Below are 23,024 nucleotides of genomic sequence, written 5' to 3'. Positions count from 1 at the left end.
CGGCGCCGGTGGAGGACCTTGCATCCACCCGGTCAATGGCCCGGGACCGGGCAGGACGCTATTCCTGATCCCGGCAGCAACAGTGCCACTCCAGACCAGGGAAACAGACACATGCACATGTTCGATTGGAACGGCTATCGCGCCCAGGTTCTCGCCGGCGTGGGCGGGCTGGGCAAGCTCACCCCCGACACGGTGAAGGGCTACATGGCCATGGGCGGGGCCGGGGCGAAGACCGGCCAGCTCGACGCGAAGACCCGCGAGCTCATCGCGGTGGCCTGCGCCATCACCCTGCGCTGCGACGGCTGCATCTCGGTGCATACCGAGGCCGCGCTCAAGGCCGGCGCCACCGAGGCCGAGCTCGCGGAGGCGCTCGGCGTGGCGATCGGGCTCAACGCCGGCGCGGGGCTGGTCTATTCCACCCGCGCGATGGACGCCTTCGCCGCCGCGGCCGAGGGCTGACACGCGCCTCCGCGTGTCGCCGGGGGAGGCCGGCCGGCCTCCTCCTGCTCTCCGGCCGGCCCCGCGCCGGCCCGGCCCCGCCCGGTCCCTGCCAGGACCCGGGCGGGGATGCGCCGCCCGCGCCCCGGCAGCGGGCCCGGCGGGCCTCCGGGCACCTGCCCTCTCCTCCGTCATCCCCGCATCTCCCTCCTGCTGAACGATGCGCGCGGGGCGGCCACGCATGCGACCGCCCCGGCACTGCCCCTAGACCCGGCGCAGGAACTCGAGCCGCAGCGGCTCGGCCAGCAGGCCGTCGAACTGCGCCGCAAGCGCGGTGAAGGCCGGCCCCGCGCCATGCGCCTCGAAGGCGGCCTGGTCGCGCCAGCGCTCGTACATCACCACCGTGCCGGGCGTATCGGCCAGCACATGCGGCTCGTAGGCGATGCAGCCGTCCTCGGCGCGCGCCGCCGGCACCGCCACGGCGATGGCGCCGAGCAGCGCCTCCTCCCGGCCGCGCCGGGCGACGAGCCGGGCGATGAGGGTGATCTCTGTCATGTCCGCGCTCTCCTCTGCGGGGGTCATTTCAACACCACCGGCCCGGCGCCGATGCGGATGCGCAGCAGCTCGTAGGGCTGGCGGCGCTCGTCGGTGCCGCCGTGAAAGCCCGCCTGCCGGTGAAGCTGGTTCGCGGTGACGTAGAGCCAGCCGTCCGGGCCCACCGACATCGTGTCGGGCCAGAGCAGGCGCGGGTCCTCGGCCAGCGTCTCCCATGTGCCGTCGGGCGCGCGCCGGGCGATGGCGTTGCGCTCGTAGTCGCCGGCGTAGATGTTGCCCGCGTCATCCTCCGACAGCCCGTCCGAGGGGCCCTTGAGGCCGAGGTCGCGCACCGCGGCCTGCACCTCCGCCTCGCTCACCGAGGGGTCGCGCAAGAGGGCGGTGGGGACGGCGTAGAGATGCCGGCTCGACAGCGCGCAGTAGTAGAGCGTGGCGCCGTCGGCCGAGATGGCGATGCCGTCGCTCGCCACCAGCCAAGGCGTGGCGGGGCCCTCCGCGGGCCGGCTCATCAGCGGCTCGCCCCCGATCACCGGGGTGAAGCCCGGGTCGGGCATGGTCGAGGGATGGCCCGAGAGCCGGCGCAGCGCCGTGCCGCTGGCGAGATCCACCACGATGATGCCTCCCGGCCCGGTGATCGAACTGTCGGTCACATAGGCCACCCCCGCCTCGCCCTGGCGCAGGTCGATGCGCAGGTCGTTCACGTAGGTGCTCGGCAGCAGCACGTTCGCCGGGAAGGGGATGGTGCGCATCGCCGCACCGGTCGCGAGGCCGTAGGCGACGAGCTTGGCCGCGCCGGCGAGCGGCGGGCGGAACATCGGCGCGCCGGTGTCGAGCGCCCAGAGCCGGCCATGGCCGTCGGCCACCGCGGCCTGCACGCTCATCAGGTGCGCCTGCGGGTCCGCGGGGTCGAAGCGGTTGGTCGCCGCGTCGGGCCAGGCCACGGGCTTGCCGTCGACGAGCTCGCCCAGGGTGAAGGGGCTGCCGTCGCCCCATTGCGGCCAGGTGAGGAAGATCCGCCCCGTGGCGGTGACGGCGACGCCCGTGGGCATCGGCCCGCTGATCTGAGCCACGCCCTGCACCGGGCTGCCGGCGCGCGCGAGCGGAGCGAGGGCGGCGAGCACCGCCCCCGCGAGCAGAAGGGTTCTCACGCGCATCGCTCAGCCCCCGAAGCCGGTGAGCACGGTCTTGCCGATGCCGCGGCCGGCCTCGAGCCGGGCGTGGACGGTCTTCAGCGTCCCGGCGCTGATCGGGCTCAGCGTGTCGTTGAGCGTGGTCACCAGCACCCCGGCATCGACCAGCGCCGCCACCTCGGCGAGGAGCTGGTGCTGGGCGATCATGTCTTCCGTGCCGAACATCGAGCGGGTGAACATGAACTCCCAGTGCACCGAGATCGACTTGCGCTTGAAGGGCAGGATGTCGAGCGCCGCGGGGTCGTCGATGAGCGCGAGCCGGCCCTGGGGCGCGATGATCTTCGGGAGCACGGGCATCTGCGCGTCGGTGGCGGCGAGGCCCGCGACATACTCCACCTGCGGGATGCCGATGCGCGCGAGCTCGGCGTCGAGCGGCTTGTGGTGGTCGATCACGTGGTCGGCGCCCATGCGGCGCACCCAGTCGATGGTCTCGGGGCGCGAGGCGGTGGCGATGACCGTGAGCCCGGTGAGCCGCCGGGCGAGCTGGATCAGGATCGAGCCCACGCCGCCGGCGCCGTTGATGACAAGCAGCGTGCCCGCGCCGGGCGCCTTGCCGTAGGCCACGCCGAGCCGGTCGAACAGCAGCTCCCAGGCGGTGATGGCGGTGAGCGGCAGCGCCGCCGCCTCGGCCCAGTTCAGGCTCTGCGGCTTCAGCGCCGCGATGCGCTCGTCGACGAGATGCAGCTCGGCATTGGTGCCCGGCCGGGTGAGGTCGCCGGCGTAGTAGACCGCGTCGCCGGGGCGGAACATGGTCACCTCGGCGCCGATGGCCTCCACCGTGCCGGCGGCGTCCCAGCCGAGGATGCGCGGGCCGCCCTCGGGCTGCGCGCTGCTGCGAACCTTGGTGTCGACCGGGTTTACCGACACGGCCTCGACGCGCACGAGGATGTCGCGCGGGCCGGGGGTGGGGGCGTCGGTCTCGAAATCGACGAGGGCGTCGGGGCGGTCGATGGCGCCGGGGGCGTGGTATCCGATGGCTTTCATGGCGGGATCTCCGGTTGTGGTGTCTGCCGGAAAACATCGGGGCGGGGCCGGCCGTGCGCCACGGCCAGGATCGCATGCGGGCCATTCATCCCTGCATGGGGCGGCTCAGATCTGCGCCGGCACCGAGGCCACGAGATGGTCGATGAGCGCGCGCAGCCGGGCGAGGCGCTTGAGGTCGGCGTGGAACCCCATCCACAGCTCGCGCCCCGGCGGCGCGCCGAAGGCCTCGATGCGGGCGAGGCCCATGGGCCCGGCGATGATCACCGGCAGCACGGCGAGCCCGGCGCCCTGCGCGCAGGCCAGCGCCTGCAACTCACGGCTGCTGCTGCGCAGCGCGATGCGCGCGTGGGGGAAATGCCGGCGCAGCCAGTCCATGTCGGCCACCCGGTCGAACTGCTGGTCCATGGCGACCAGGCTGTGCCCCGCCCCCGCCTCTCCCGCCCGGGGCGGGCCGCTGCGCTCGAGATAGGCGGGGGCGGCATAGAGCCCGTAGGCCACGGAGGTGAAATGCCGCTGCACGATGCCCGGCGCGGTGAAGGGCTGGAAGCGGAACACCAGGTCGGCCTCGCGCCGGTCGAGGTCGAGCAGGCGCACGTCGGCCAGCAGCTCCAGCGTGACACCCGGGTGCCGGGCAACGAACCCCGCGCAGGGGGTCGAGAGCACGTGCTGCAGGAACCAGTCGGAGGAGGAGACCCGGAGGTTTCCCTCCAGCGTCTCGCCGCGGCCGGCGATGTGGCGCACGAGGCCGAGCACCCGCTCCTCCATCGCCGTGGCCGCCAGGACCAGCGCCTCGCCGTCCTCGGTGAGCACGAAGCCCGCGGCGCCGCGCTGGAACAGCGGCAGGCCGCAGGCCTCCTCCAGGCTGCGCAGCCGCCGCCCCACGGTGGGCTGGCTGAGCCGCAATGTCCGCCCCGCCGCGGTGAGCGAGCCTTCCCGCGCCACGTGCAGGAAGATGCGCAGGTCGTTCCAGTCCAGCCGCGACGCATCCATCGTCTTCCCCTCCTGCCGTCGCCCTTCCCGCCCATATTGCGCAGGTGCACACGGATGGAAAGCCGCGGCGCGACGGACGCTTCTCAGGGGGTCGGTGCCGCGGTGTAGCGCGGCGCGGGACGCGCGGAGGAAAGATGCGGGATCATCGCCTGGCGCGCCGCCTCCCAGGCCTCCCAGAGCGCCGGGTCCTGCAGCGAGGGCATGGTGGCGAACTCGCCCCGGTCGAGCCCGGCGAGCGCCGCGTCGACCATGTCCTGCGGCGTCATCACCCAGGAGGCGGGCATCTGGCTGGCCGGCATGCCGGCCCTGTCCCAGAAGGCGGTGCCCGTGGCCCCGGGCAGCACCACCTGCACGCGCACGCCCGTGCCCGCAAGCTCCTTGGCCAGGGACTGGCTGAAGGCCAGCATGAAGGCCTTGGTGCCGCCGTAGACGCCGTTCAGGATCTCCGGCCCCACCGCGACGATGGAGGAGATGTTCACGATCACCCCCGCCCCGCGCGCCACGAAGGCCTGAACCGCGGCATGGGCAAGGCGCATCGGCGCGGTGACGTTGATGGCGATCATGCGCTGCATCTCGCCGACATCGCTGTCGATCAGCGGCGTGACGCCGCCGAAGCCGGCATTGTTCACCAGATGGCCGATGGAGGCATCCTCGCGCAGGATCGCCTCCACCCGGGCGAGATCGGCCGGCGCGGTGAGATCGGCCGCGAGCGGGCGGGCGGTGACGCCATGCTCGCCCGCGAGCCGCCCTGCCAGCGCCTCCAGCCGCCCGGCGTCGCGGGCCACGAGCAGGAGGTCATGCCCCCGGGCGGCGAAGCGCTCCGCATAGACCGCCCCGATCCCCGAGGAGGCCCCCGTCACGAGCACGGTTGTTCTGCTGCTGTCCGGCATCTGCATCTCTCCTTCCGGCGCCGCCGCAGGGCGCGGCGGGCGAGGGAAGGAAGCATAGGCCCCGGCCCCGCCGCGGGCCCGGACGTATATCCGGCAATTCCGGTCATGGTCGCGGGGCGCCCGGCCCGCCCCCCGGATCCCCGCCCCTCCCCTCCCGTGATCGCGGCCCCTGGGGCCGGCGCCGGGCGCCGAGGCGGGGCGCCCCGGTATCGCGCCCGCGCGCCCGCCCGGCGTTTCGGCCCGGGGCCGGTCCGCCCCGCCCCACCTGCGGGCCGCGGCCCCGTTGCGCAGGCGTCCGCCCCCCGGCAGCCCGCGCCGCGCGGCCGCCTTCACCTCGCAGCGGACCCGTCGAGGGTGACGGGCGCGGGGTGGCGATCATGCGGAGGGGACATCAGATCTTCTCCAGCCAGGTCTCGGATATCTCGACCCGCAGCCCGTCGGCGGCGCTGCCGGCATAGCCCGGCCAGAGCGCGTGCATCGGCACGCTGAGCCGGTAGGAGTGCTCGAGACTGCCGTCGGCGTCGCGGCCGGGGCCCTCTTCCTCGCCGCCGATCGTCGCGGGGCGGATCACCCGGATCACCTCCCCCTCCTGCCCGCGCAGGCAGATCGGAACGCGGTAGTCGCCGACCGGGGCGCGGGTGTCGATCCGCACCCGGTCGCCCACGGCGAAGGCGGGTGTCGCGTGGCGGGCGGGCAGGCTGCGCGGGCTCATTGCGATGTTCCTTCCGAGGGTCATGGCTTGCACTCCCGCATGGGGGAGATCCCGGAGCATCCTGCCGCCCGTGCGCCCCTCCGGCCAGTCCTCCCCGGATGTATCCCGGGACTTCCTCGGGACAGGAGGGCTACGCCCGGAGGAGAGGTGCCCCCGCCCCGCCCGCGGCAAGGGAATGCACATCCCCCGGAAGGCCCCGAGGCGCCCACCCGTATGATCGGCAGGCGCCCGGCCGCCGGCCTACCATCGCCGCCATGGATGCGGCACGGCGCCGCGACCCCCGGGCCACCCGGCCCCTTCCCGGGCACAAGGAGCGCGAGAATGCACATCGACCCCCGGCGCGGCACCGGAGCGAAACGCCTGCTCGGCCATGCCACGGGCGCTGCCACGCCGGCCGGCGCCCTCGTGCTCGGCCCGGGCACGCCGGGGCGGGAGGGCCTGCCCCGGTTCGCCGCGCGCACCGCCCCGGCCCCGGCCATCGTGCCGGGTGGCTTCGAGGCGCTGGCACCCCGCGCCATCGGGGTCGCTCACGCGCACTTCATCCCGGGCTCCACCCTGTTCCTACTGCCCGGCGCCGCGCCGGCCGCGCCGGGACCGGCGCCCGGCCCGCGCGCACAGGGGCTGCCCTTCGCCCCGTTCGACCTGCCGCAATCCGGGATGAACCTCGTCGTGCCGTTCTTCGGGGTGATGGCGCAGGCGGTGATCCCTCCCGGCACTGCCCGTGTCGGCCCGGGATGCCGGCAGGGTGCTTGCCCTGTGGCTCGCCTGTCAGGGCGGTATCCGGGGCCGGGTCGCCTTGCGGGCGCTCCGGGGCCTGCGGGCGGGGGCACGGACCCTCGCCGTCTCCGGCTTCACGGCGGCCTGCCTGCTGGTGGCGCTGGCGAAGCCGATGGTCGAGCTCGCCGTGCCCGCCTGCGCCGGGGCGCTGCGCGGACAGGCCGGGGCGGCCTCCCGGCCCGGCACCCGCTCTCCCCGGCCTGATCTCCGCCCCCCGTACAGGCGAGGCGCCTCCCCTCCGGCCGCGTCGTCTCCCGCATGCGGCCCGGAAAGGCCCGCGGCGGCGACCGGCGCGGCCTGCGCCCCCTGCCCCATGCGACCCGGGCTTCGGCGCAAGACACGCGCCCGTCCGCTTCCCGCCCCCGCAAGGAGCTCCTCATGCCGGCCCAAGCTTCTCCCGCCTTCAGACTCCGGATCTGCGCAGGTGTCGTGGCGCACACGCTGTGGACCAGCGCCGCCCCCTCGATGAGCTACCCGCTCTATGCGCGGCACTGGGGCCTGAGCCCGCTCGAGACCACGCTGATCTTCGCCGTCTACCCGGCCGTGGTGGCCGCGGTGATGTTTCTCTCCGGGGACCTGGCGGACAGGCTGGGCCGACGCCGGGCGATGCTGCTGGGCCTGCTCGCCTCCCTCGCCGGGACAGTGCTCTTCGCCCTTGCGGGGGGCCTGGGCGTCCTGCTCGCCGGGCGGGTGCTCATGGGGCTCGGCGTCGGGCTCTCCGCCGGGCCCTCCGCCGCCATGGTGGCTGAGACGGGGGCCGAGGCCGGGCTCAGCCGGCCCCGCGCCGCGGCCGTCACGGTCGCGGCCCAGTCGCTCGGGCTGGTGTTGGCGTTGGGGCTGGGCGGCGTGCTGATCGGCTGGGCGCCGCTGCCGCTGCGGCTGAACTACATCCTGCTCGCACTCGTCATCGCACTGCTCGCAGGGCTGACCCTGCTGCTGCCGCCCGACACGCTCCCGGACGGGCCGCACCGGCGCCCGCGCCGGCGGCACCTTGCCCCGGGCGACGCGCCGCGCCTCGGCGCCGCCACGCTGGCGCTGGTCACCGCCTATGGCCACGGGGTGCTCATCACCGCGCTCGGGGCACAGTTCGCCACCGATCTCGTCGGCTCCGCCAGCCCCGCGGTGAACGGCCTGTCGCTCGCCCTGTTCCCGGCCGCCTTCGGCCTGGCCAGCGTGCTGATGCGCGACACCGGCCGCGGGGCGGCCCTCGTCGGCGGCGCAGTCTCGAGCATCGCGGCCATGGCGCTGCTCGTCCTCGCGCTGGAGGGGCACAGCCTCGTGGCCTTCGTGCTGGCCAACCTCGCCTCGGGCACGGGCTACGCCCTGCTGGTTTCCGGCGCCTTCCAGATGATCGACGCCGCGGCGGGGCGTGAAAACCGCGCCGGGCTGATCGCGCACGGGCTGCTCCGGGCCTATCTCGCCTCCGGCCTGCTGGCCCTCGCCATCGGCGCCCTCGCCGACGGGTTCGGCCTTGCCGCCGCCGGCCTGCTCGGCGTGGCGGTGATGCTGGTCCTCTGCCTTCTGTGCCTTCTCGGCCTGCGCGCGGCATCGCCCGCAGGCCGGCCGCTTCCCTGAAGTCCATCGAAAAGGAAAATCCTCATGGCCCTGAAAATCCACGCCCTCACCTTCGGCGAGCTCACCATGGACGCGAGCGGGCTGGTGCTGTTCCGCGCGCCCGGCACCCGGGTGACCATCCCCTTCCTGGGCTACCTGATCACCGGCGGGCAGGAACCGGTTCTCGTCGATACCGGCGCCAGCGACGCGGTGGACTGGGCCGCCTTCGGCATGGGCTTCCGCAAGACGCCGGAGATGGCGCTCGACGCCCAGCTCGCCCGCTTCGGGCTGCGCCGCGGCGACATCGGCAAGGTGGTGCACACCCATGCCCATCTCGACCATGTCGGGCAGGACAACCTCTTTCCCATGTCCACCATGGTGGCGATCTCGCGGCAGGAGCTGGAATTCTCCGTCTCCGGCGTGATGGGCCCGGGCATGTACACGGCGGCCGACACCAGGCACCTGATCGACCGGCTGCACACTCCCGGCGCGCTGCGCCTCTTCGACGTCGACGGCACCTTCGAGGAGGAGGTGATCCCCGGCGTGGCCGTGCGCCTCACCGGCGGGCACACGCCGGGCTCGATCTCGGTGCTGGTGGAGACCGACGAGGGCCTGGCCAACATCGCCGGCGACATCGCCTACAACGTGGCGGACCAGATCGTCACCCCGCTGCTGGACCAGGCGGCGCACGAGCCCACCATCACCGGCAACCGCGCCATGCGCTCGCTCGAGGAGAAGCGCGCCATCAAGCGCGCCCTGTCGGGCAGCCGTTTCCTGCTGGTCGGCCACGACCTGCCGGCGCTGGTCGAGGGCGGCCGCATCGTGGCCCGGCACCGCGGCGCCTTCGAGGACGCGACTGCCGATCTGACACGCCCCGCGGAATATACCGGCGCCTGAACGTCGCAGGGCCCGATGCTTCCTTCAGGCACAGGCCGCAACGCCGGCAACGGGCCTGAAGGAAGCCCTTCCCTTCCGCAACGCCGCTGCGGAGGGCATCGCCGTCTGGAACCGGGTGACGCACCGGCCCGCGAAGGAGCGATCAGCACGCCGCCGGCGCGGAGCATGCAGCCGATGCACGCGCTCAGGGCTTGTGTCCGCCGGGGCCGGGCTCGATGGCCTTTCCGGCAGCTGCCCCCTGTCCGGTCCGGGATCTCCGGTTCGCGGCGGCCGGTTCCCACTTGGGAAGACAGGCGAAATCGCTCGCAAGGCGTCCCGGCGCGACGCCGCAAGCTCCGCCCCCCGGAAACCCCGCTGCACAGTCCGGAGACGCGCCTTGTTGCGCGCCTCGCGTGCCGGACCTTGCATCACAAGGGCATTCAAGCCTCGAAAGCGGATCGTGCCATGGACTTGAGTGAAGTCCGTGGCGGATGGGGTGGGATTCGAACCCACGGATGCTCTCGCATCAACGGTTTTCAAGACCGCCGCAATCGACCACTCTGCCACCCATCCGGAGCGAGCCCCTTCTAGCGCCCTGCCCCGCCCGCGTCCATAGGCCCCGCCGCCGCCGGGACGGACCCGCAAGCGTGATCGGCCGGGCCTTTCCTTGCCAGCCCCGATTGGGTAGTCTTGCCCTCGAGCGTCCGGAGCGCCGTCCGCACAGAGAGGGCCACGGACCGGAAGGCAGCGGGCAGACAGCGGGCACAGATGCGGAGGACCAGGTGAGACCGGGAGGCGGCAGAAGCCGGACGCTTGTCGTCCTGCTCGCGGTCCTGTCGGGCACCTCCGGCTGCGCCGAGATGGAGATCGCCGCCGAGATGATCAAGGTCTCCGGCCGCTCCGGGCAGGCTTCCGCCCCGCCCCGCCAGGCCGGACCCGCCGCCGCGGCGCAGGAGCGCCGCGCGCCGGATGTCTTCGCCGACAGCGCCACGGGGCGCTGGAACGGCCGCGAGACGATAGGCGGGGTCTGGATCGCCCATCCCGATGCCGCCGACCCCACGCGCGTGGTGGTCACCGACATGCAGTCCGGCCGCAGCGTGGTGGGCGCGATGTTCCGCCGCCGCGCGGCAGAGCCCGGGGGCGGGGTGCAGCTTTCCTCCGCCGCAGCGCGGGCGCTCGGCGCGCCGCCGAACCGCGCCGTGCCGCTCGAGATCGTGGCGCTTGCGCCGCACGCCACCCGAGCGCTGGTGGTGCCGGCCACGCCCTCGGCCGGGCGCGTCACCGCGCAGGCACTCCCCCCGCCCGACAGCGCGGCGCCCCTCGCGCCGCCCGAAGCCGCCGCCGTGGCAGCCGCCTCCGCCCCGACCACCGCCGGAGCAATGCCGGGCCGCGACGCGGGCAGGAGCGCCGGGGCACCCCCGGGGGTTCCGGCCGCCACGGGGGCCATGCCCTCCGCGGGGGCGGGGGCCTCCGCCGCGGCACCGGAGCACATGGCGTCGCGGCCCGCGCCCCGGGCCACACCCGCGCTTGCACTCGCCGGGCGGATGGGCGAGGCACGGCCGCGCCCCCGGCCGGCCGGCATCGGCCGCGCGGCCGATCCGTCACGCGGCCTCCCGCCCCGGCCCCGGCCGGCGCGCCTGCCCGCGTCCGAAGCACTGCTCGCCCCGGCCGCCGGCCCGGGACACACCACGGCCCGGGTCGGATGAACCGACGGCCCGGCCCCATTGAAGGGAGAGTTCCCATGCGCGGTCTTCTCGCAGCCCTTGCCGCTGCCGGCATCCTGATCACCAGCCCGGCGCTGGCGCTCGACACCTCCGCGCGCGCCGCCTACATGGTGGATTTCGACACCGGCGCGGTGCTCCTGTCGAAGGAGGCCGACGTGGCGATGCCGCCGGCCTCCATGTCCAAGCTGATGACGCTCAACATGCTGTTCGAGGCGCTGGCCGATGGCCGGCTCTCGCTCGACGACCGGTTCCGCGTGTCCGAGAAGGCCTGGCAGATGGGCGGCTCGAAGATGTTCGTGCGCGAGGGCGAGCGGGTGCGCATCGCCGATCTCATCCGCGGCATCATCGTGCAGTCGGGCAACGACGCCTGCGTGGTGGTGGCCGAGGGGCTCGCGGGCTCCGAGGAGGCCTTCGCCCAGCGCATGACCGAGCGGGCCCACGAGCTGGGCATGACCGACAGCACCTTCACCAACGCCTCCGGCTGGCCCCACCCCGGCCAGCGCATGAGCGCGCATGACCTCGTGACCCTCGCACGGCGCATCATCTCCGAATTCCCGCAGTTCTACCCCTATTTCGCCGAGACCGAGTTCGAGTGGAACGGCGTGAGCCAGAAGAACCGCAACCCGCTGCTCTACCTCAACATCGGCGCCGACGGGCTGAAGACCGGCCACACCCAGGAGGCGGGCTACGGCCTCGTGGGCTCGGCGGTGCGCGGCACCCAGCGCATCGTGTTCATGCTCACCGGGCTCGACAGCGTGACCAAGCGCGAGGAGGAGGCCGAGCGCCTCACCTCCTGGGCGTTCCGCGAGTTTTCCAACCGCGAGCTGTTCGAGGCGGGCGAGGAGCTGGCCGAGGCGAAGGTCTGGCTCGGCGCGCAGTCGAGCGTGCCGATGGTGACCGGCAAGGACATCCTCGCCACCCTGCCCTTCGGCACAGGCGACGAGGTGAAGGTCTCGGTGGTCTATGACGGGCCCATCCCCGCCCCGATCGAGGAAGGCCAGGAGATCGGCCGCCTGCTGATCGAGGCGCCGGGGCTGGAGCCGGTGACCGAGCCGCTCTTCGCCGGCCATGCCGTGCCCGAGGGCGGCTACATCACCCGCATGGAGGTGACCGCCCTCACCCTGCTCGACAAGGTGGTCGACATGACCGGGGTGAAGGACATGCTGGGCAACAACACGCCCGACACGCCGGAAACGCCGGAAACGGGGGCCGCCGAGTGACCGAGGCGCCGACAGGGCGGTTCATCAGCTTCGAGGGCATCGACGGCTCGGGCAAGTCCACCCAGGCGCGGCTGCTGGCCGAACACCTGCGCGGCCAGGGCCGCGAGGTGGTGCTCACGCGTGAGCCCGGCGGCAGCCCCGGGGCGGAGGAGATCCGCCGCCTCGTGCTGGAGGGCGACCCCGGCCGCTGGTCGCCCGAGACCGAGATCCTGCTCTTCACCGCCGCGCGGCGCGACCACCTGGAGCGCACCATCCGCCCGGCGCTCGCCCGCGGCGCGGTGGTGATCTCCGACCGGTTCGCCGACAGCACCCGCATGTACCAGGGCAGCTTCCGCGCCAACCTGCGCCCGCTGGTCGACCAGCTGCACGCGCTGATGATCGGCGTGGAGCCCGACCTCACCCTCATCCTCGACGCCGACCCCGCGATCTCGCTGAAGCGCGGCCTCGCCCGCCAGACCGCCGAGGACCGGTTCGAGAACATGGGCCTCGCCATGCAGGAGGCGCTGCGCGAGGGCTTCCTCGCCCTCGCCCGCTCGGAGGCGCGCTGCGCGGTGATCGACGCCATGCGCACGCCCGAGGCGGTGGCCGGGGACATCGCCGCCACCGTGGCCGCCCGGCTGGAGCCCGCCGCATGAGCACCGACGAGATCCCCGAGCCGGACCGGGTGGAGGGCGCCCCGCACCCGCGCCACACCGCCGTGCTCTTCGGCCAGGACCCTGCCGAGGCCGCCTTCCTCACCGCGCGCGACGCGGGCCGCCTGCACCATGCCTGGCTCATCGCCGGCCCGCGCGGCGTGGGCAAGGCCACGCTCGCCTGGCGCATCGCGCGCAATCTGCTCGCCGGCGCCACCGGCCCGCTCGACATGGCGCCCGACCAGCCGGTGTTCCGCCGCACGGCGGCGCTCGGCGAGCCGCGCCTCTTCCTGCTGCGCCGCGCCTGGGATGCGAAGGCCGCCCGCCTGCGCCAGATCATCGACGTGGAGGAAACCCGGCGGCTGAAGAACTTCCTGCAGCTCTCCTCGGCCGATGGCGGCTGGCGGGTGGTGATCGTGGATGCCGCGGAGGAGATGAACACCTCCGCCGCCAATGCCCTGCTGAAGGTGCTGGAGGAGCCGCCCGAGCGCACCGCCTTCCTGCTGGTGTGCCACGCGCCGGCCCGGCTGCTGCCCACCATCCGCTCGCGCTGCCGCGAGCTGCGCTGCGGCCCGCTGGAGGCGCCGGCCCTGGCCGCCGCCCTCGCCGCCGCGGGGATGGAGACCGATGACGCGCAGGCGCTGGCCGAGCTCTCCGGCGGCTCGGCGGGCGAGGCGATGCGCCTTGCTGCCCATGGCGGGCAACCGGCCTACGAGGACCTGCTCTCGCTGCTCGCCACCCTGCCCCGGCTCGACCGGCCGCGGATGATCGCCCTCGCCGAGAGCTGCGCGGGGCGCGACGCCACCGAGCGCTACGACCTGATGATGCGCCTCGTGCCGCTGGCGCTGTCGCGCTTCGCGCGGGCCGGCGCGCTGGGGGCGCTGCCGGTGGAGGCCGCACAGGGCGAGGCCGATCTCATCCGCCGCCTCTCGCCCGGCCCCGCCCCGGCGCGGGCCTGGGCCGAGGCGGTGCAGCGGCTGGGCGAGCGCATGGCCCGGGCGCGCGCGGTGAACCTTGACCCCGGGCAGGTGATGCTCGATACCTTCCTCGACATCGAAACAACCGCGCAGCGGCTCTCCGCCGCGGCCTGAAAGCCTGCCCATGACCTCTCCCGCGCTGGTGGACAGCCACTGCCACCTCGACTTCCCCGAACTCATGGAAGACCTGCCCGGCGTGCTCTCCCGCGCGGCGGAGGCGGGCGTGGCCCGCATGGTGACCATCTGCACCCGGCTGCGCAACGAGCCCGCCGTGCGCGCCATAGCGGAAGCGCATGCCCCGGTGTTCTACGCCGCCGGCACCCACCCGATGAGTGCGGCGGAAGAGCCGATGGCCACGGTGGAGGAGCTGGAGCGCATCGCCGCCCACCCCAAGATGGTCGGCATCGGCGAGACCGGGCTCGACTATCACTACACCGCCGAGAGTGCGGCGGTGCAGCTCGAGAGCCTGCGCATCCACATCGAGGCGGCGCGGCGCACCGGGCTGCCGCTCATCATCCACGCCCGCGCGGCAGACGAGGACATGGCCCGCATCCTCACCGAGGAGCACCGCGCCGGCGCCTATTCCTGCGTGATGCACTGCTTCTCCTCCTCGGCCGAGCTGGGGCGTGCGGCGCTCGACCTCGGTTTCTACCTCTCGATGTCGGGCATCGCCGCCTTCCCGCGCTCGGGCGAGCTGCGCGAGATCTTCGCCGCCGCGCCGCGCGAGCGCATCCTGGTCGAAACCGACAGCCCCTACCTCGCGCCGCCGCCGCACCGGGGCAAGCGCAACGAGCCGGGCTTCGTCGCCCTCACCGCGAAGGTGGGCGCGGAGGTGTTCGGCATGGAGGAGGCGGCCTTCGCCGCCCTCACCTCGGCCAATTTCGACCGGCTGTTCACCAAGGCGGCCGCCTGGCCCGGCGCCCGGGCGGGGGCCTGAGCGGATGGGCGAACTGCGGTTCACCATCCTGGGCTGCGGCTCGTCCGGCGGCGTGCCGCGCCTCGGCGGGCACTGGGGCAACTGCGACCCGGACAACCCGCGCAACACCCGCCGGCGCTGCTCGATGCTGGTGGAGCGCGAGGGCGAGGGCGGCACCACCCGGGTGCTGATCGACACCTCGCCGGACATGCGCGCCCAGCTGCTCGACGCCGGCATCGGCCATCTCGACGCGGTGCTCTACACCCATGAGCACGCCGACCACGTGCACGGGCTCGACGACCTGCGCATGATCGTGATGAACCGCCGCTCGCGCCTGCCGGTCTGGGCGGATGCCAAGACCCAGGCCTCGCTGCTCGGGCGCTTCGGCTATGCGTTCCTGCAGCCCGAGGGCAGCCCCTACCCGCCGATCCTCGAGCTCAACACCATCGACGGCGAGGTGGTGGTCGAGGGCGCGGGCGGCGCCATCTCGGCCCTGCCCTTCCTGGTGAGCCACGGCAGCATCGACGCGCTGGGCTTCCGCATCGGCCCGCTCGCCTACCTGCCGGACGTGAAGGAGATCTACCCGCCGGCCTGGGACGCGCTCACCGACCTCGACTGCTGGGTGCTCGACGCGCTGCGCTACGCCCCCCACCCCACCCATGCCCATCTCGACCTGGCGCTGGAGTGGATCGGCCGCGCGCAGCCGCGCCGCGCCGTGCTCACGAACCTGCACAACGACCTCGACCATGACCGGCTGGACGCGGAGACGGCGGAAAACATCCGCCCCGCCTATGACGGCATGGTGATCACCTACCCGCTCTGAGCCGGCCGGCTGCAGGGCAGCCATGCGAAAACGGCCGTTTGCGCCGCGCGCCCGCCCCGCTATGAGGGGGCAGCCCCTGCCGGAGAAAGACCCTTGCTCGACATCCTGATCACCGTCATCCCCGTGTTTCTCGTCATCGGGGCGGGGTATCTCGCGGTCAGGCTCAGGGTGTTCCCGCAGTCGGCGGTGGACGGGCTGATGTCCTTCACCCAGGGCTTCGCGGTGCCCTGCCTGCTGTTCGTGGCGGTGGCGAAGCTCGACCTCGCCGAGATGTTCGACCCCGGGCTGCTGATCTCGTTCTACACCGGCGCCACGGTGGCCTTCGGCATCGGCATCGCCGGCGCGCTCTACCTGTTCCGCCGCCGCCCGGGCGAGGCGGTGGCCGTGGCCTTCGGCGCGCTGTTCTCAAACTCGACGCTGCTGGGCCTGCCGATCATGTCGCGCGCCTTCGGCGAGAGCGCGCTGGCGCCGAACTTCGCCATCATCTCCATCCACGCGCCGTTCTGCTACCTGCTGGGCATCACCGCGATGGAGATGGCCCGCGCCGACGGCCGCGGCGCGCTGGAGACCGCGCGCGCCGTGCTGCGGGCGATGTTCCGCAACGCGCTGATGATCGGGCTGTTCCTCGGCATCGCCACCAACCTCTCCGGCCTGCCGCTGCCCGAGCCGGTCTGGGCGGCGATCGAGATGGTGGCGGGCTCGGCCCTGCCGGCGGCGCTGTTCGGGCTGGGCGGCATCCTCACCCGCTACGCGCTGCGCGACTCGATCGGCGAGGCGGCGATGATCTCGGGCCTGTCGCTGCTGGTGCACCCCACCATCGCCTGGTTTCTCGGCACCCAGGTGTTCGACCTGCCGCAGGGCTTCGTGAACTCGCTGGTGATGACCGCGGCCATGGCCCCGGGCGTGAACGCCTATGTCTTCGCCAACCTCTACGACCGCGGCAAGGGCGCGGCGGCGAGCGCCGTGCTGCTCGCCACCGGCCTGTCGGTGATCACCGCCTCGGGCTGGCTCTACCTGCTGCGCCACTGAGGCGGTTGCCCCTGCCCGGCGGCGGGGGCTTCAGAATTTCGCCAGCGCGTCGAGGTCGATGAGCTCGAGATAGGCCATCTTGTCCTCGTCCGCCGCCGAACCGGAGAGCTTCACCAGCACGCGCCCGCCGACGAAGCCGGTGATCTCGCCATCGGCCACCACGAATTTCTCGCCCCCCACCCGGGTGACCCTGCCCATCGAGGCCATCATCGCGGTGGAGCCGAACATCGCGCCCATCGAGGCGACCATCGCGTTGTCGGCCATCAGCTCGATGGTCACGTCATCGCCGCCTTCGGAATGGTAGCTGGCCCCGGCCATCACCCCGCCGCCGAACACGGCGGTGGACTCGGGGGCGTCGAGCTCGCGGGTCCAGCCGTCGCGCGGCTCGGGCAGGAAGCCGCTCATGCTCTCGGCCTTGATCTGGCCGAGGAGCTGGGAGGCATAGTCCAGCTCCTCCTTGGCGCCGGCGATGTCACCGTCGCGGTAGGCGCCGAGGGCGGCCTCGATACTGTCGGAAATCTCGTCGGCGAACGCGCAGGCAGGCGCCGCCAGCACCAACGCGGCGGCAAGGCAAATGCTCTTCATGGTGAAATCCCTCTCCCGGTCTCATGCCCGCGGGCAGAACACGCCGGGGCCGGGAGAGGAGTAGCGAATGGTTGCGCGGCGCTCAACGCCCGCGCAGCCGGGCTGTGCGGAATGTCACTCCCGGGCGGGGTGGCTCAGTTTCCGCCGTGGCCCTGGAACAGCCGGCCGCGCTCGGTGAAGAGCAGGATGGCGAGCGAGGCGAGGCCGCAGGCCGCGTAGCCGGTCACCAGCGGACCGGCGGTGCCGTCGAACGCCTGGCCGATGCCATAGCCGATCACCGCGCCGGTGAGCGTGGTCACGCAGCCGATGATGGACGAGCCGATGCCCGCCACATGGCCCAGCGGCGCCATGGCCAGCGCGTTGAAATTGGAAAACACCATGCCCACGAACAGCATCGTCGCGGTCATCAGCGGGATGAACACCCAGCCGTTGAGCACCCCGGCATGGTGGCAGGCGAGCATGATGAAGCCCAGCACGGTGTAGGCGCAGGCGGCGCCATGGCTGAGCATACGCATGCCCAGCCGCTCCACCAGCCGCGAGTTGGTGAACGACGAGATGCCGAGCGACAGCGCGGTGAGCGCGAACATCGCCGGAAACCACGGCCCCATGCCATACACCCCCACCAGCAGCTGCTGCGAGGAGTTGATGAAGCCGAAGAGCGCGCCGAAGAAGGTGCCGGCGGCCAGCATGTAGCCCACCGCCTGGCGCGAGCGCAGCACGTGGCCCACGCCGCGCAGGATGGCGCGCAGCTCGATGGCGCGCTTGTCCTCCGGGCGCATGGTCTCGGGCAGGCGGGCGCCGATGAACAGCATCAGCCCCAGCCCGTAGAGCCCGAGCAGCACGAATACCCAGTGCCAGGACACGGCGAACATGATGGTCTGGCCCAGCAGCGGCGCGATCACCGGCGCGGCCATGAAGGCCATCATCGCCAGCGACATGATCCGCGCCATGCCGCGGCCCTCGTAGCAGTCGCGCAGGGTGGCGGTGGCGATGACGCGCGGCGCGGCCGCCCCCATGCCCTGCACGAAACGGCCCAGCAGCAGCGCCTCCATCGAATGCGCCACGGCGATGTAGAAGGCGGCGGCGGTGTAGACCGCGAGCCCCAGCAGCAGCACCGGCTTGCGGCCGAACCGGTCGGCGAACACGCCGACGCAGAGCTGCATGCCGCCGAAGCCGATCAGGTAGGCGGTGATCACCGTCTGCATGCGGTTCTGGTCGGTCACGCCGAGGCTGTCGGCCATCACCTCCAGGCCGGGCAGCATGATGTCGGTCGCCAGCGCGTTCAGCGCCATCAGCAGGGCGATGACGATCACGAACCCGTTGGTGGAAAGCGGCGCATGGCGAGGGAGCTCGGGCGCCACGCCGGGCCCCGATGCTGTGATGTCGGAGGTGCTCATGGCCGCAGCTATAGAGACAAACGTACACCCCGCCAATCCCGCGATGCGCATGGCAGGGGCGCCCCGGACGCATGGCTGCAGGGAAGCCCTTCCGGGCCCGCCGAGCGCGACCGCTCGCGGGAGCACCGCCGCGACGCGCGGCCGGTGATATGGCCCTGCCAGGTGTTTCCTCTCGAAGGAGCCCGTGTTTTCCGGGCCTTATCCGCGCGCGGCCCCGCTCAGGGCGCGTAGGTCGCGCTGCGGCTGCGGTCTTCGCGCCGCACCGGCACGAACCCGCATTTCTGGTATAGCGGCAGCGCGGAGGGATGGTCCAGCGTGCAGGTGTTCACGGTCATTTTACGGGTGCCCGGCCGGTCCCAGCCGGTGTGGATGGCCGTGCGCAGGAACCAGCCGCCCAGGCCCTGCCCCACCACTTCGGGCATCAGGCCGAAATAGGCGAGGTCGCACACGCCCTCCTCGCGGCTGTCGAGCATGAAGAAGCCCGCGGCCCAGCCCTGGCGCATCAGGGTGTAGATCGTGACATCGGGGTGCGAGACGAAGGCCGCAAGCTCGCCCTCCGGGCGGTCGTGCCAGTCGGTCCAGGCATAGTCGCCGCCCACGCCGTCGTAGAGCGAGAGGAACCAGCGCACCGGCGGATTCTCGGCCGCCAGCAGCATGGTGGGCACGGTGCCGGGCACCGGCGGGCGCGGGCCCGCGGGGCGGGCCTCCATCTCCAGCCAGGTGACGGTGTAGGTGTCCGCGTCACTCACCCGTGGCCACCTTCAGGTCGCCGTACATGCCCCATTCGGCCCAGGAGCCGTCGTAGAGCGCGTGGCGGCGGTGGCCGGCGCGCTCGAGCGCGAGGCTCAGGATCGCGGCGGTGATGCCGGAGCCGCAGGTGGTGATCACCGGCTTGCCGAGGTCGACGCCCGCCGCCTCGAACACGCCGCGCAGCGCCTCGGGGGATTTCATCGTGCCGTCCTCGTTCAGCACCGTGCGGTAATGCACGTTGAGCGAGCCGGGGATATGGCCGGAGCGCAGGCCCTGCCGGGGTTCCTTCTCGTCGCCGCGGAAGCGGGCGGGGGAGCGGGCGTCGACGATCTGCTCCTCGCCGAGCTTGGCGGCGCGGGCCACCTGGGTGACATCGCGCACCAGGGCGGCGTTGCGCCGGGCGGTGAAATGCCGGTCGCGCAGCACCGGGGAGCCGTCCTCCAGCGGCCGGCCCTCGGCCTTCCACTTCGCCAGCCCGCCGTCGAGCACCGCGACATCGGCCTTGCCGAACAGCCGGAAGGTCCACCACACCCGGGCGGCGGAGAACAGGCCCGAGCTGTCGTAGACCACCACGCGGTAGCCGTCGCCCACGCCCAGCGCGCGCATGCGGGAGATGAACTTCTCCACCGGCGGCGCCATGTGCGGCAGGGGCGACTGGCTGTCGGAGATCTCGTCGATGTCGAAGAAGATCGCGCCGGGGATGTGGCCCTCGAGATATTCCGCCTTCGGGTCGCGGCCCTCGGGGGGCAGGAACCAGGAGGCGTCGAGGATCTTCACGTCCGGCGCGCCGAGATGGGACTCGAGCCAGTCGGTGCTCACGAGCAGTTGCGGGTCGCTTCCAGCCATGATGCCTCTCTCTTCGGTCCGTTCCGTCAGCACAGGTGGTACTGACTGCGCGGGCCGAGTGCAAGCATGCGCGGGTCGCGGTCGGGGCTCAGACGTTGTTGCTCCACAGCCGGCGGGAATAGGCATCGTCGATGCCGCTGTCGACCTTGGCGCTGTCCGCGGCCTCGATCACACCCGCCTCCTCGAACACCTTGCCGAAGGAGACGCGCTTGCGCTCCGGCCAGGTCTCCGGCTTCCAGAGCCCGGCGCGCAGGAAGGAGCGGGCGCAGTGGAAGAAGGCGCGCTCGATCTCGATGCGGATGCCCAGCAGGGCGGGCTTGGCCGGCAGGCTCATGGCGGCGAGCAGCTCGGGGTCGTCGTCGAGGCTGGCGGTGCCGGAGATGCGCAGCGTCTCCGAGGTGCCCGGCAGCACCACCAGCAGCCCGGCGCGGCCGGTCTCGATGATGTTGCGCAGGCCGATGGCCATGTTGTTGCCCGTGCGCTCCGGCACCACCACCGAGGTGGGGGATTCGACGCGGATGAACCCCGGCACGTCGCCCTTGGGCGAGGCCTCGGGCCGGCCCTCGGCATCGGCGGTGGTGAGCACGGCGAAGGGCGAGAGCGCGAGGAACTCGTGCGCCTGACTGTCGAGCAGCGGGCGCACCTTGGCGAAGGTCCGGGCCCCCGGCTCGGGAAGGATGGCGCGCAGCGCCTCGATCGTCTCGATCCGTGCCATGGTCCGGGGTCTCCTCTCTCTGCCCTGGCGCCCGCCGGGAACGGGGCGCTCTGCCGGCTGACGGTGCCAGCCGCGGGCGGCGCAGTCCAGCCCCGGCATGGCCGGATGGCTCAGCTGCGACGGAAGACGGCCCCGGCGGACAACTCCCCCTCCGGCGCCACCGCGCCCCTCGCCGCGAGGTCGAGCAGGTGGGCGAGCACGTTGCGCTCCGCCGCCGGCAGCAGGCGCGGATCGAGCCCGGCGTAGATGCGTGCGGCAAGGGCGGCAGGCGTGGCGGGGCCCGCGTCGAGCGCCTCGCGGATCTGCGCCTCCCGCCCCTCGCGATGCGCGAGCACATGGGAAACGAGGGCGGCGGGGTCCTCCACCGGGGCGCCGTGGCCGGGGTAGTACACCCGGTCCTCGCCGCGCACCGCGAGCCGGCGCAGCGAGGCCATGAAGGCGGCGAGATCGCCCTCGGGCGGCGAGACCAGCGTGGTGGCCCAGCCCATCACGTGGTCGCCGGAGAAGAGCGCCCCCTCCCCCTCCAGCGCGAAGCTCAGGTGGTTGGAAAGATGGCCCGGCGTGTGCAGGGCGGTGAGGGTCCAGCCCGCGCCGCGCACCTGCGCGCCGTCTTCCAGCGTGATGTCGGGGGCAAAGCCCGTGTCGGCCCCCTCGCCGCCGCCGAGGTCGGTGCCGGAGGCGGTGAGGCTGCGCATCTGCGGGCTCATGCCGGCGCCATGCGGCCCGAAGGCCAGCACCGGCGCGCCGGTGAGCGCGCGCATCCGGGCCGCGAGCGGCGAATGGTCGACATGCGAATGAGTGACGAGGATGTGGCTGATGCGCTCGCCCGCCTCCAGCACCGCGGCGAGGGCGCGGAAATGCGCCTCGCTGTCCGGCCCGGGGTCGATCAGCGCCAGTTCGCCCTCGCCCACGAGGTAGCTGCGCGTGCCGGTGAAGGTCATCGGCCCGGCATTGGGCGCGGTGACGGCGCGGATGCCGGGGGCGAGGCGCTCCACCGCGCCATGCACCGGGGCGTGATCGGTTCTGAACGGTGACGCCACCTGTGGCCTCCTCCCGGCTTGCCGGCCTGCGGGACGGAGGCTAGCTTATCGCGATGAAACTGCCCTGGCTCAAGCGCTACCTGCCCCGCAGCCTGTTCTCGCGGACATTGCTGATCTTCGCGGTTCCCATCATCACCGTGCAGCTGGTGGTGACGGTGCTGTTCATCCAGCGCCATTACGCCGGCGTGACCGAGCAGATGACCCAGGCCGTGGCGGTGGAGCTGATCTACGCCGCCGAGACGGTGGAGGCCGCCCCCGACGCGCGGGAGGCCCAGCAGCGGCTCGATGCGCTCGCGATCCCGCTGGGCCTGTTCCTCACCCTCACCGACGGCAGCATCCGCCCGCGCGAATCGGTGGCCTTCTACGATGTCTCCGGCAATTCGCTGGTCGACACGCTGGCCGACCGCATCCAGCGCCCGATGGCCATAGACCTCACCACGGACGACAAGGTGGTCTTCGTGCGCATCGAGACGCAGAAGGGCATCCTGGAGGCCGAGGTGCCGCGGCGGCGCATGGTGGCCTCGAACCCGCACCTGCTGCTGGTGTGGATGCTGGTGACTTCGGCGGTGCTGAGCGCCATCGCCGTGCTGTTCCTGCGCAACCAGGTGAAGCCGATCCGCCAGCTCGCCCATGCCTCGGAGGAGTTCGGCAAGGGGCGCACGGTGCGCTTCCGCCCGGCGGGGGCGGAGGAGATCCGCCGCGCCGGCGCTGCCTTCCTGTCGATGCGCGCGCGCATCGAGCGGCAGATCGACCAGCGCACCCGCATGCTCTCGGGGGTGAGCCACGACCTGCGCACGCCGCTCACCCGGATGAAGCTCGCCCTCGCGGTGGCCGAGCCCTGTCAGGAGGTCGACGAGCTGGGCCGCGACGTGGACGAGATGGAGCGCATGCTGGAGGGGTTCCTCGCCTTCGCCCGCGGCGAGGGGGCGGAGGAGGCGGAGGAGACCGACCCGATCGCCATAGCCGAGCTGATCGGCGCCGACGCCCGGCGCACCGGCCGCACGGTGGCGGTGGCGAGCACCACCGACACGCCGCAGAACACCCTAGTGCTGCTGCGCCCGGTGGCGGTGAAACGCTCGGTGCAGAACCTGGTGGACAACGCGCTCACCTACGGGCGCGAGGTGGCGCTCTCGGTGCGGCTGCTGCCGAAATTCGTCGAATTCATCGTGGAGGACGACGGGCCGGGCATCGACGAGGCGGCCCGCGAGGAGGCGATGCGGCCCTTCGTGCGCCTCGACCGGGCGCGCAACCAGGACGCGGGCGGCGGCGTGGGGCTCGGCCTCTCCATCGCGATGGACGTGGCGCGCAGCCATGGCGGCACGCTGGAACTGGGCGCGAGCGAGCGCCTCGGGGGCCTGCGCGCCGTCCTGCGCCTGCCGCGCTGACCCCCGGCGGAGCCCTTCC

The 23,024-nt window shown here is 72.9% G+C and carries 24 protein-coding genes and 1 tRNA gene; 12 read left to right on the top strand and 13 right to left on the bottom strand.

The features are described from left to right. Positions 1 to 111 precede the first annotated feature (111 nt). On the top strand, positions 112 to 459 hold the full coding sequence (locus tag D3P35_RS22050) for a carboxymuconolactone decarboxylase family protein (protein WP_232830598.1): 348 nt from the start codon (positions 112 to 114) through the stop codon (positions 457 to 459). A gap of 243 nt (positions 460 to 702) precedes the next feature. On the opposite strand, the gene D3P35_RS22045 is transcribed toward D3P35_RS22050, so the two are convergent. The 6 genes from D3P35_RS22045 to D3P35_RS22020 form a co-directional block, all read right to left on the bottom strand. Beyond that, positions 703 to 993, bottom strand: a complete 291-nt coding sequence (locus D3P35_RS22045) for a putative quinol monooxygenase (protein WP_118137952.1) — start codon at positions 991 to 993, stop codon at positions 703 to 705. A 23-nt stretch (positions 994 to 1,016) separates the two neighbouring features. Then, the gene (locus D3P35_RS22040) at positions 1,017 to 2,141 is read right to left on the bottom strand and encodes an L-dopachrome tautomerase-related protein (RefSeq protein ID WP_198670753.1); all 1,125 of its coding nucleotides are present in this window, start codon (positions 2,139 to 2,141) and stop codon (positions 1,017 to 1,019) included. Positions 2,142 to 2,150: 9 nt separating this feature from the next. Next, the gene (locus D3P35_RS22035; RefSeq protein ID WP_118137948.1) at positions 2,151 to 3,167 is read right to left on the bottom strand and encodes a zinc-binding alcohol dehydrogenase family protein; all 1,017 of its coding nucleotides are present in this window, start codon (positions 3,165 to 3,167) and stop codon (positions 2,151 to 2,153) included. Positions 3,168 to 3,272: 105 nt separating this feature from the next. Beyond that, positions 3,273 to 4,157 carry a LysR family transcriptional regulator gene (locus tag D3P35_RS22030; protein ID WP_198670752.1) on the bottom strand — a complete coding sequence of 295 codons (885 nt, stop codon included), beginning with the start codon at positions 4,155 to 4,157 and terminating at the stop codon, positions 3,273 to 3,275. An 83-nt stretch (positions 4,158 to 4,240) separates the two neighbouring features. Beyond that, positions 4,241 to 5,047 (bottom strand): SDR family oxidoreductase, encoded by an 807-nt coding sequence (locus D3P35_RS22025; protein ID WP_118137988.1) that lies wholly within the window; start codon positions 5,045 to 5,047, stop codon positions 4,241 to 4,243. Positions 5,048 to 5,438: 391 nt separating this feature from the next. Continuing rightward, the gene (locus D3P35_RS22020) at positions 5,439 to 5,783 is read right to left on the bottom strand and encodes an SH3-like domain-containing protein (protein ID WP_198670750.1); all 345 of its coding nucleotides are present in this window, start codon (positions 5,781 to 5,783) and stop codon (positions 5,439 to 5,441) included. Positions 5,784 to 6,080: 297 nt separating this feature from the next. Here D3P35_RS22020 and D3P35_RS26325 point away from each other — a divergent pair, with 297 nt between their 5' ends. From D3P35_RS26325 to D3P35_RS22005, 3 genes are all read left to right on the top strand, one after another. Continuing rightward, the gene (locus D3P35_RS26325) at positions 6,081 to 6,740 is read left to right on the top strand and encodes a hypothetical protein (RefSeq protein ID WP_157982260.1); all 660 of its coding nucleotides are present in this window, start codon (positions 6,081 to 6,083) and stop codon (positions 6,738 to 6,740) included. A 225-nt stretch (positions 6,741 to 6,965) separates the two neighbouring features. After that, entirely contained in the window at positions 6,966 to 8,111 is a 1,146-nt protein-coding gene (locus D3P35_RS22010; protein WP_198670749.1) for an MFS transporter, read from the top strand. Positions 8,112 to 8,135: 24 nt separating this feature from the next. Next, positions 8,136 to 8,987 carry an N-acyl homoserine lactonase family protein gene (locus D3P35_RS22005; RefSeq protein WP_118137939.1) on the top strand — a complete coding sequence of 284 codons (852 nt, stop codon included), beginning with the start codon at positions 8,136 to 8,138 and terminating at the stop codon, positions 8,985 to 8,987. Between the two features lie 464 nt (positions 8,988 to 9,451). Here D3P35_RS22005 and D3P35_RS22000 read toward each other — a convergent pair. Further along, positions 9,452 to 9,539, bottom strand: a tRNA-Ser gene (locus D3P35_RS22000). Positions 9,540 to 9,748: 209 nt separating this feature from the next. Between D3P35_RS22000 and D3P35_RS21995 the strand changes: the two genes are divergently transcribed. From D3P35_RS21995 to D3P35_RS21965, 7 genes are all read left to right on the top strand, one after another. After that, positions 9,749 to 10,672, top strand: coding sequence for a hypothetical protein (locus tag D3P35_RS21995; RefSeq protein WP_157982259.1), 924 nt, complete (start codon positions 9,749 to 9,751; stop codon positions 10,670 to 10,672). 35 nt (positions 10,673 to 10,707) lie between these two features. Then, positions 10,708 to 11,910, top strand: a complete 1,203-nt coding sequence (locus D3P35_RS21990) for a D-alanyl-D-alanine carboxypeptidase family protein (protein ID WP_198670748.1) — start codon at positions 10,708 to 10,710, stop codon at positions 11,908 to 11,910. Next, on the top strand, positions 11,907 to 12,545 hold the full coding sequence (gene tmk, locus D3P35_RS21985) for a dTMP kinase (RefSeq protein WP_118137933.1): 639 nt from the start codon (positions 11,907 to 11,909) through the stop codon (positions 12,543 to 12,545). Before D3P35_RS21990 ends, tmk begins: the two co-directional genes overlap by 4 nt. Next, positions 12,542 to 13,633: a DNA polymerase III subunit delta' gene (locus D3P35_RS21980; protein ID WP_118137931.1), complete on the top strand. Its 1,092-nt coding sequence runs from the start codon at positions 12,542 to 12,544 to the stop codon at positions 13,631 to 13,633. The genes tmk and D3P35_RS21980 overlap by 4 nt, the downstream gene beginning before the upstream one ends. Positions 13,634 to 13,643: 10 nt before the next feature. Beyond that, a complete protein-coding gene (locus tag D3P35_RS21975) occupies positions 13,644 to 14,456 on the top strand; it encodes a TatD family hydrolase (RefSeq protein WP_118137929.1) in 813 nt (270 codons plus the stop codon). Positions 14,457 to 14,460: 4 nt separating this feature from the next. Then, the gene (locus tag D3P35_RS21970; RefSeq protein WP_118137927.1) at positions 14,461 to 15,258 is read left to right on the top strand and encodes an MBL fold metallo-hydrolase; all 798 of its coding nucleotides are present in this window, start codon (positions 14,461 to 14,463) and stop codon (positions 15,256 to 15,258) included. Positions 15,259 to 15,351: 93 nt separating this feature from the next. Continuing rightward, positions 15,352 to 16,287 (top strand): AEC family transporter, encoded by a 936-nt coding sequence (locus D3P35_RS21965; RefSeq protein ID WP_118137925.1) that lies wholly within the window; start codon positions 15,352 to 15,354, stop codon positions 16,285 to 16,287. Between the two features lie 30 nt (positions 16,288 to 16,317). Here D3P35_RS21965 and D3P35_RS21960 read toward each other — a convergent pair whose 3' ends face one another. From D3P35_RS21960 to D3P35_RS21935, 6 genes are all read right to left on the bottom strand, one after another. Further along, positions 16,318 to 16,872, bottom strand: a complete 555-nt coding sequence (locus tag D3P35_RS21960; protein WP_118137923.1) for a hypothetical protein — start codon at positions 16,870 to 16,872, stop codon at positions 16,318 to 16,320. A 134-nt stretch (positions 16,873 to 17,006) separates the two neighbouring features. After that, positions 17,007 to 18,269, bottom strand: a complete 1,263-nt coding sequence (locus D3P35_RS21955; RefSeq protein ID WP_118137921.1) for a multidrug effflux MFS transporter — start codon at positions 18,267 to 18,269, stop codon at positions 17,007 to 17,009. A gap of 218 nt (positions 18,270 to 18,487) precedes the next feature. Beyond that, positions 18,488 to 19,018 carry a GNAT family N-acetyltransferase gene (locus tag D3P35_RS21950; protein WP_118137919.1) on the bottom strand — a complete coding sequence of 177 codons (531 nt, stop codon included), beginning with the start codon at positions 19,016 to 19,018 and terminating at the stop codon, positions 18,488 to 18,490. Further along, positions 19,011 to 19,865: a 3-mercaptopyruvate sulfurtransferase gene (gene sseA, locus D3P35_RS21945; protein ID WP_118137916.1), complete on the bottom strand. Its 855-nt coding sequence runs from the start codon at positions 19,863 to 19,865 to the stop codon at positions 19,011 to 19,013. The genes D3P35_RS21950 and sseA overlap by 8 nt, the downstream gene beginning before the upstream one ends. An 88-nt stretch (positions 19,866 to 19,953) precedes the next feature. Next, the gene (locus D3P35_RS21940; RefSeq protein ID WP_157982258.1) at positions 19,954 to 20,580 is read right to left on the bottom strand and encodes an MSMEG_1061 family FMN-dependent PPOX-type flavoprotein; all 627 of its coding nucleotides are present in this window, start codon (positions 20,578 to 20,580) and stop codon (positions 19,954 to 19,956) included. 110 nt (positions 20,581 to 20,690) lie between these two features. Further along, positions 20,691 to 21,620, bottom strand: a complete 930-nt coding sequence (locus D3P35_RS21935; RefSeq protein WP_232830597.1) for an MBL fold metallo-hydrolase — start codon at positions 21,618 to 21,620, stop codon at positions 20,691 to 20,693. Between the two features lie 53 nt (positions 21,621 to 21,673). Here D3P35_RS21935 and D3P35_RS21930 point away from each other — a divergent pair, with 53 nt between their 5' ends. Then, positions 21,674 to 23,005 (top strand): ATP-binding protein, encoded by a 1,332-nt coding sequence (locus D3P35_RS21930; protein ID WP_118137912.1) that lies wholly within the window; start codon positions 21,674 to 21,676, stop codon positions 23,003 to 23,005. Positions 23,006 to 23,024: the final 19 nt, after the last annotated feature.

This window comes from Oceanicella sp. SM1341 (genome assembly GCF_003448965.1).
In the GTDB taxonomy this organism is placed as follows: domain Bacteria; phylum Pseudomonadota; class Alphaproteobacteria; order Rhodobacterales; family Rhodobacteraceae; genus Paroceanicella.
Note: the sequence above shows the minus strand (reverse complement) of the source record. Positions and strands in the feature narration are given on the sequence as shown.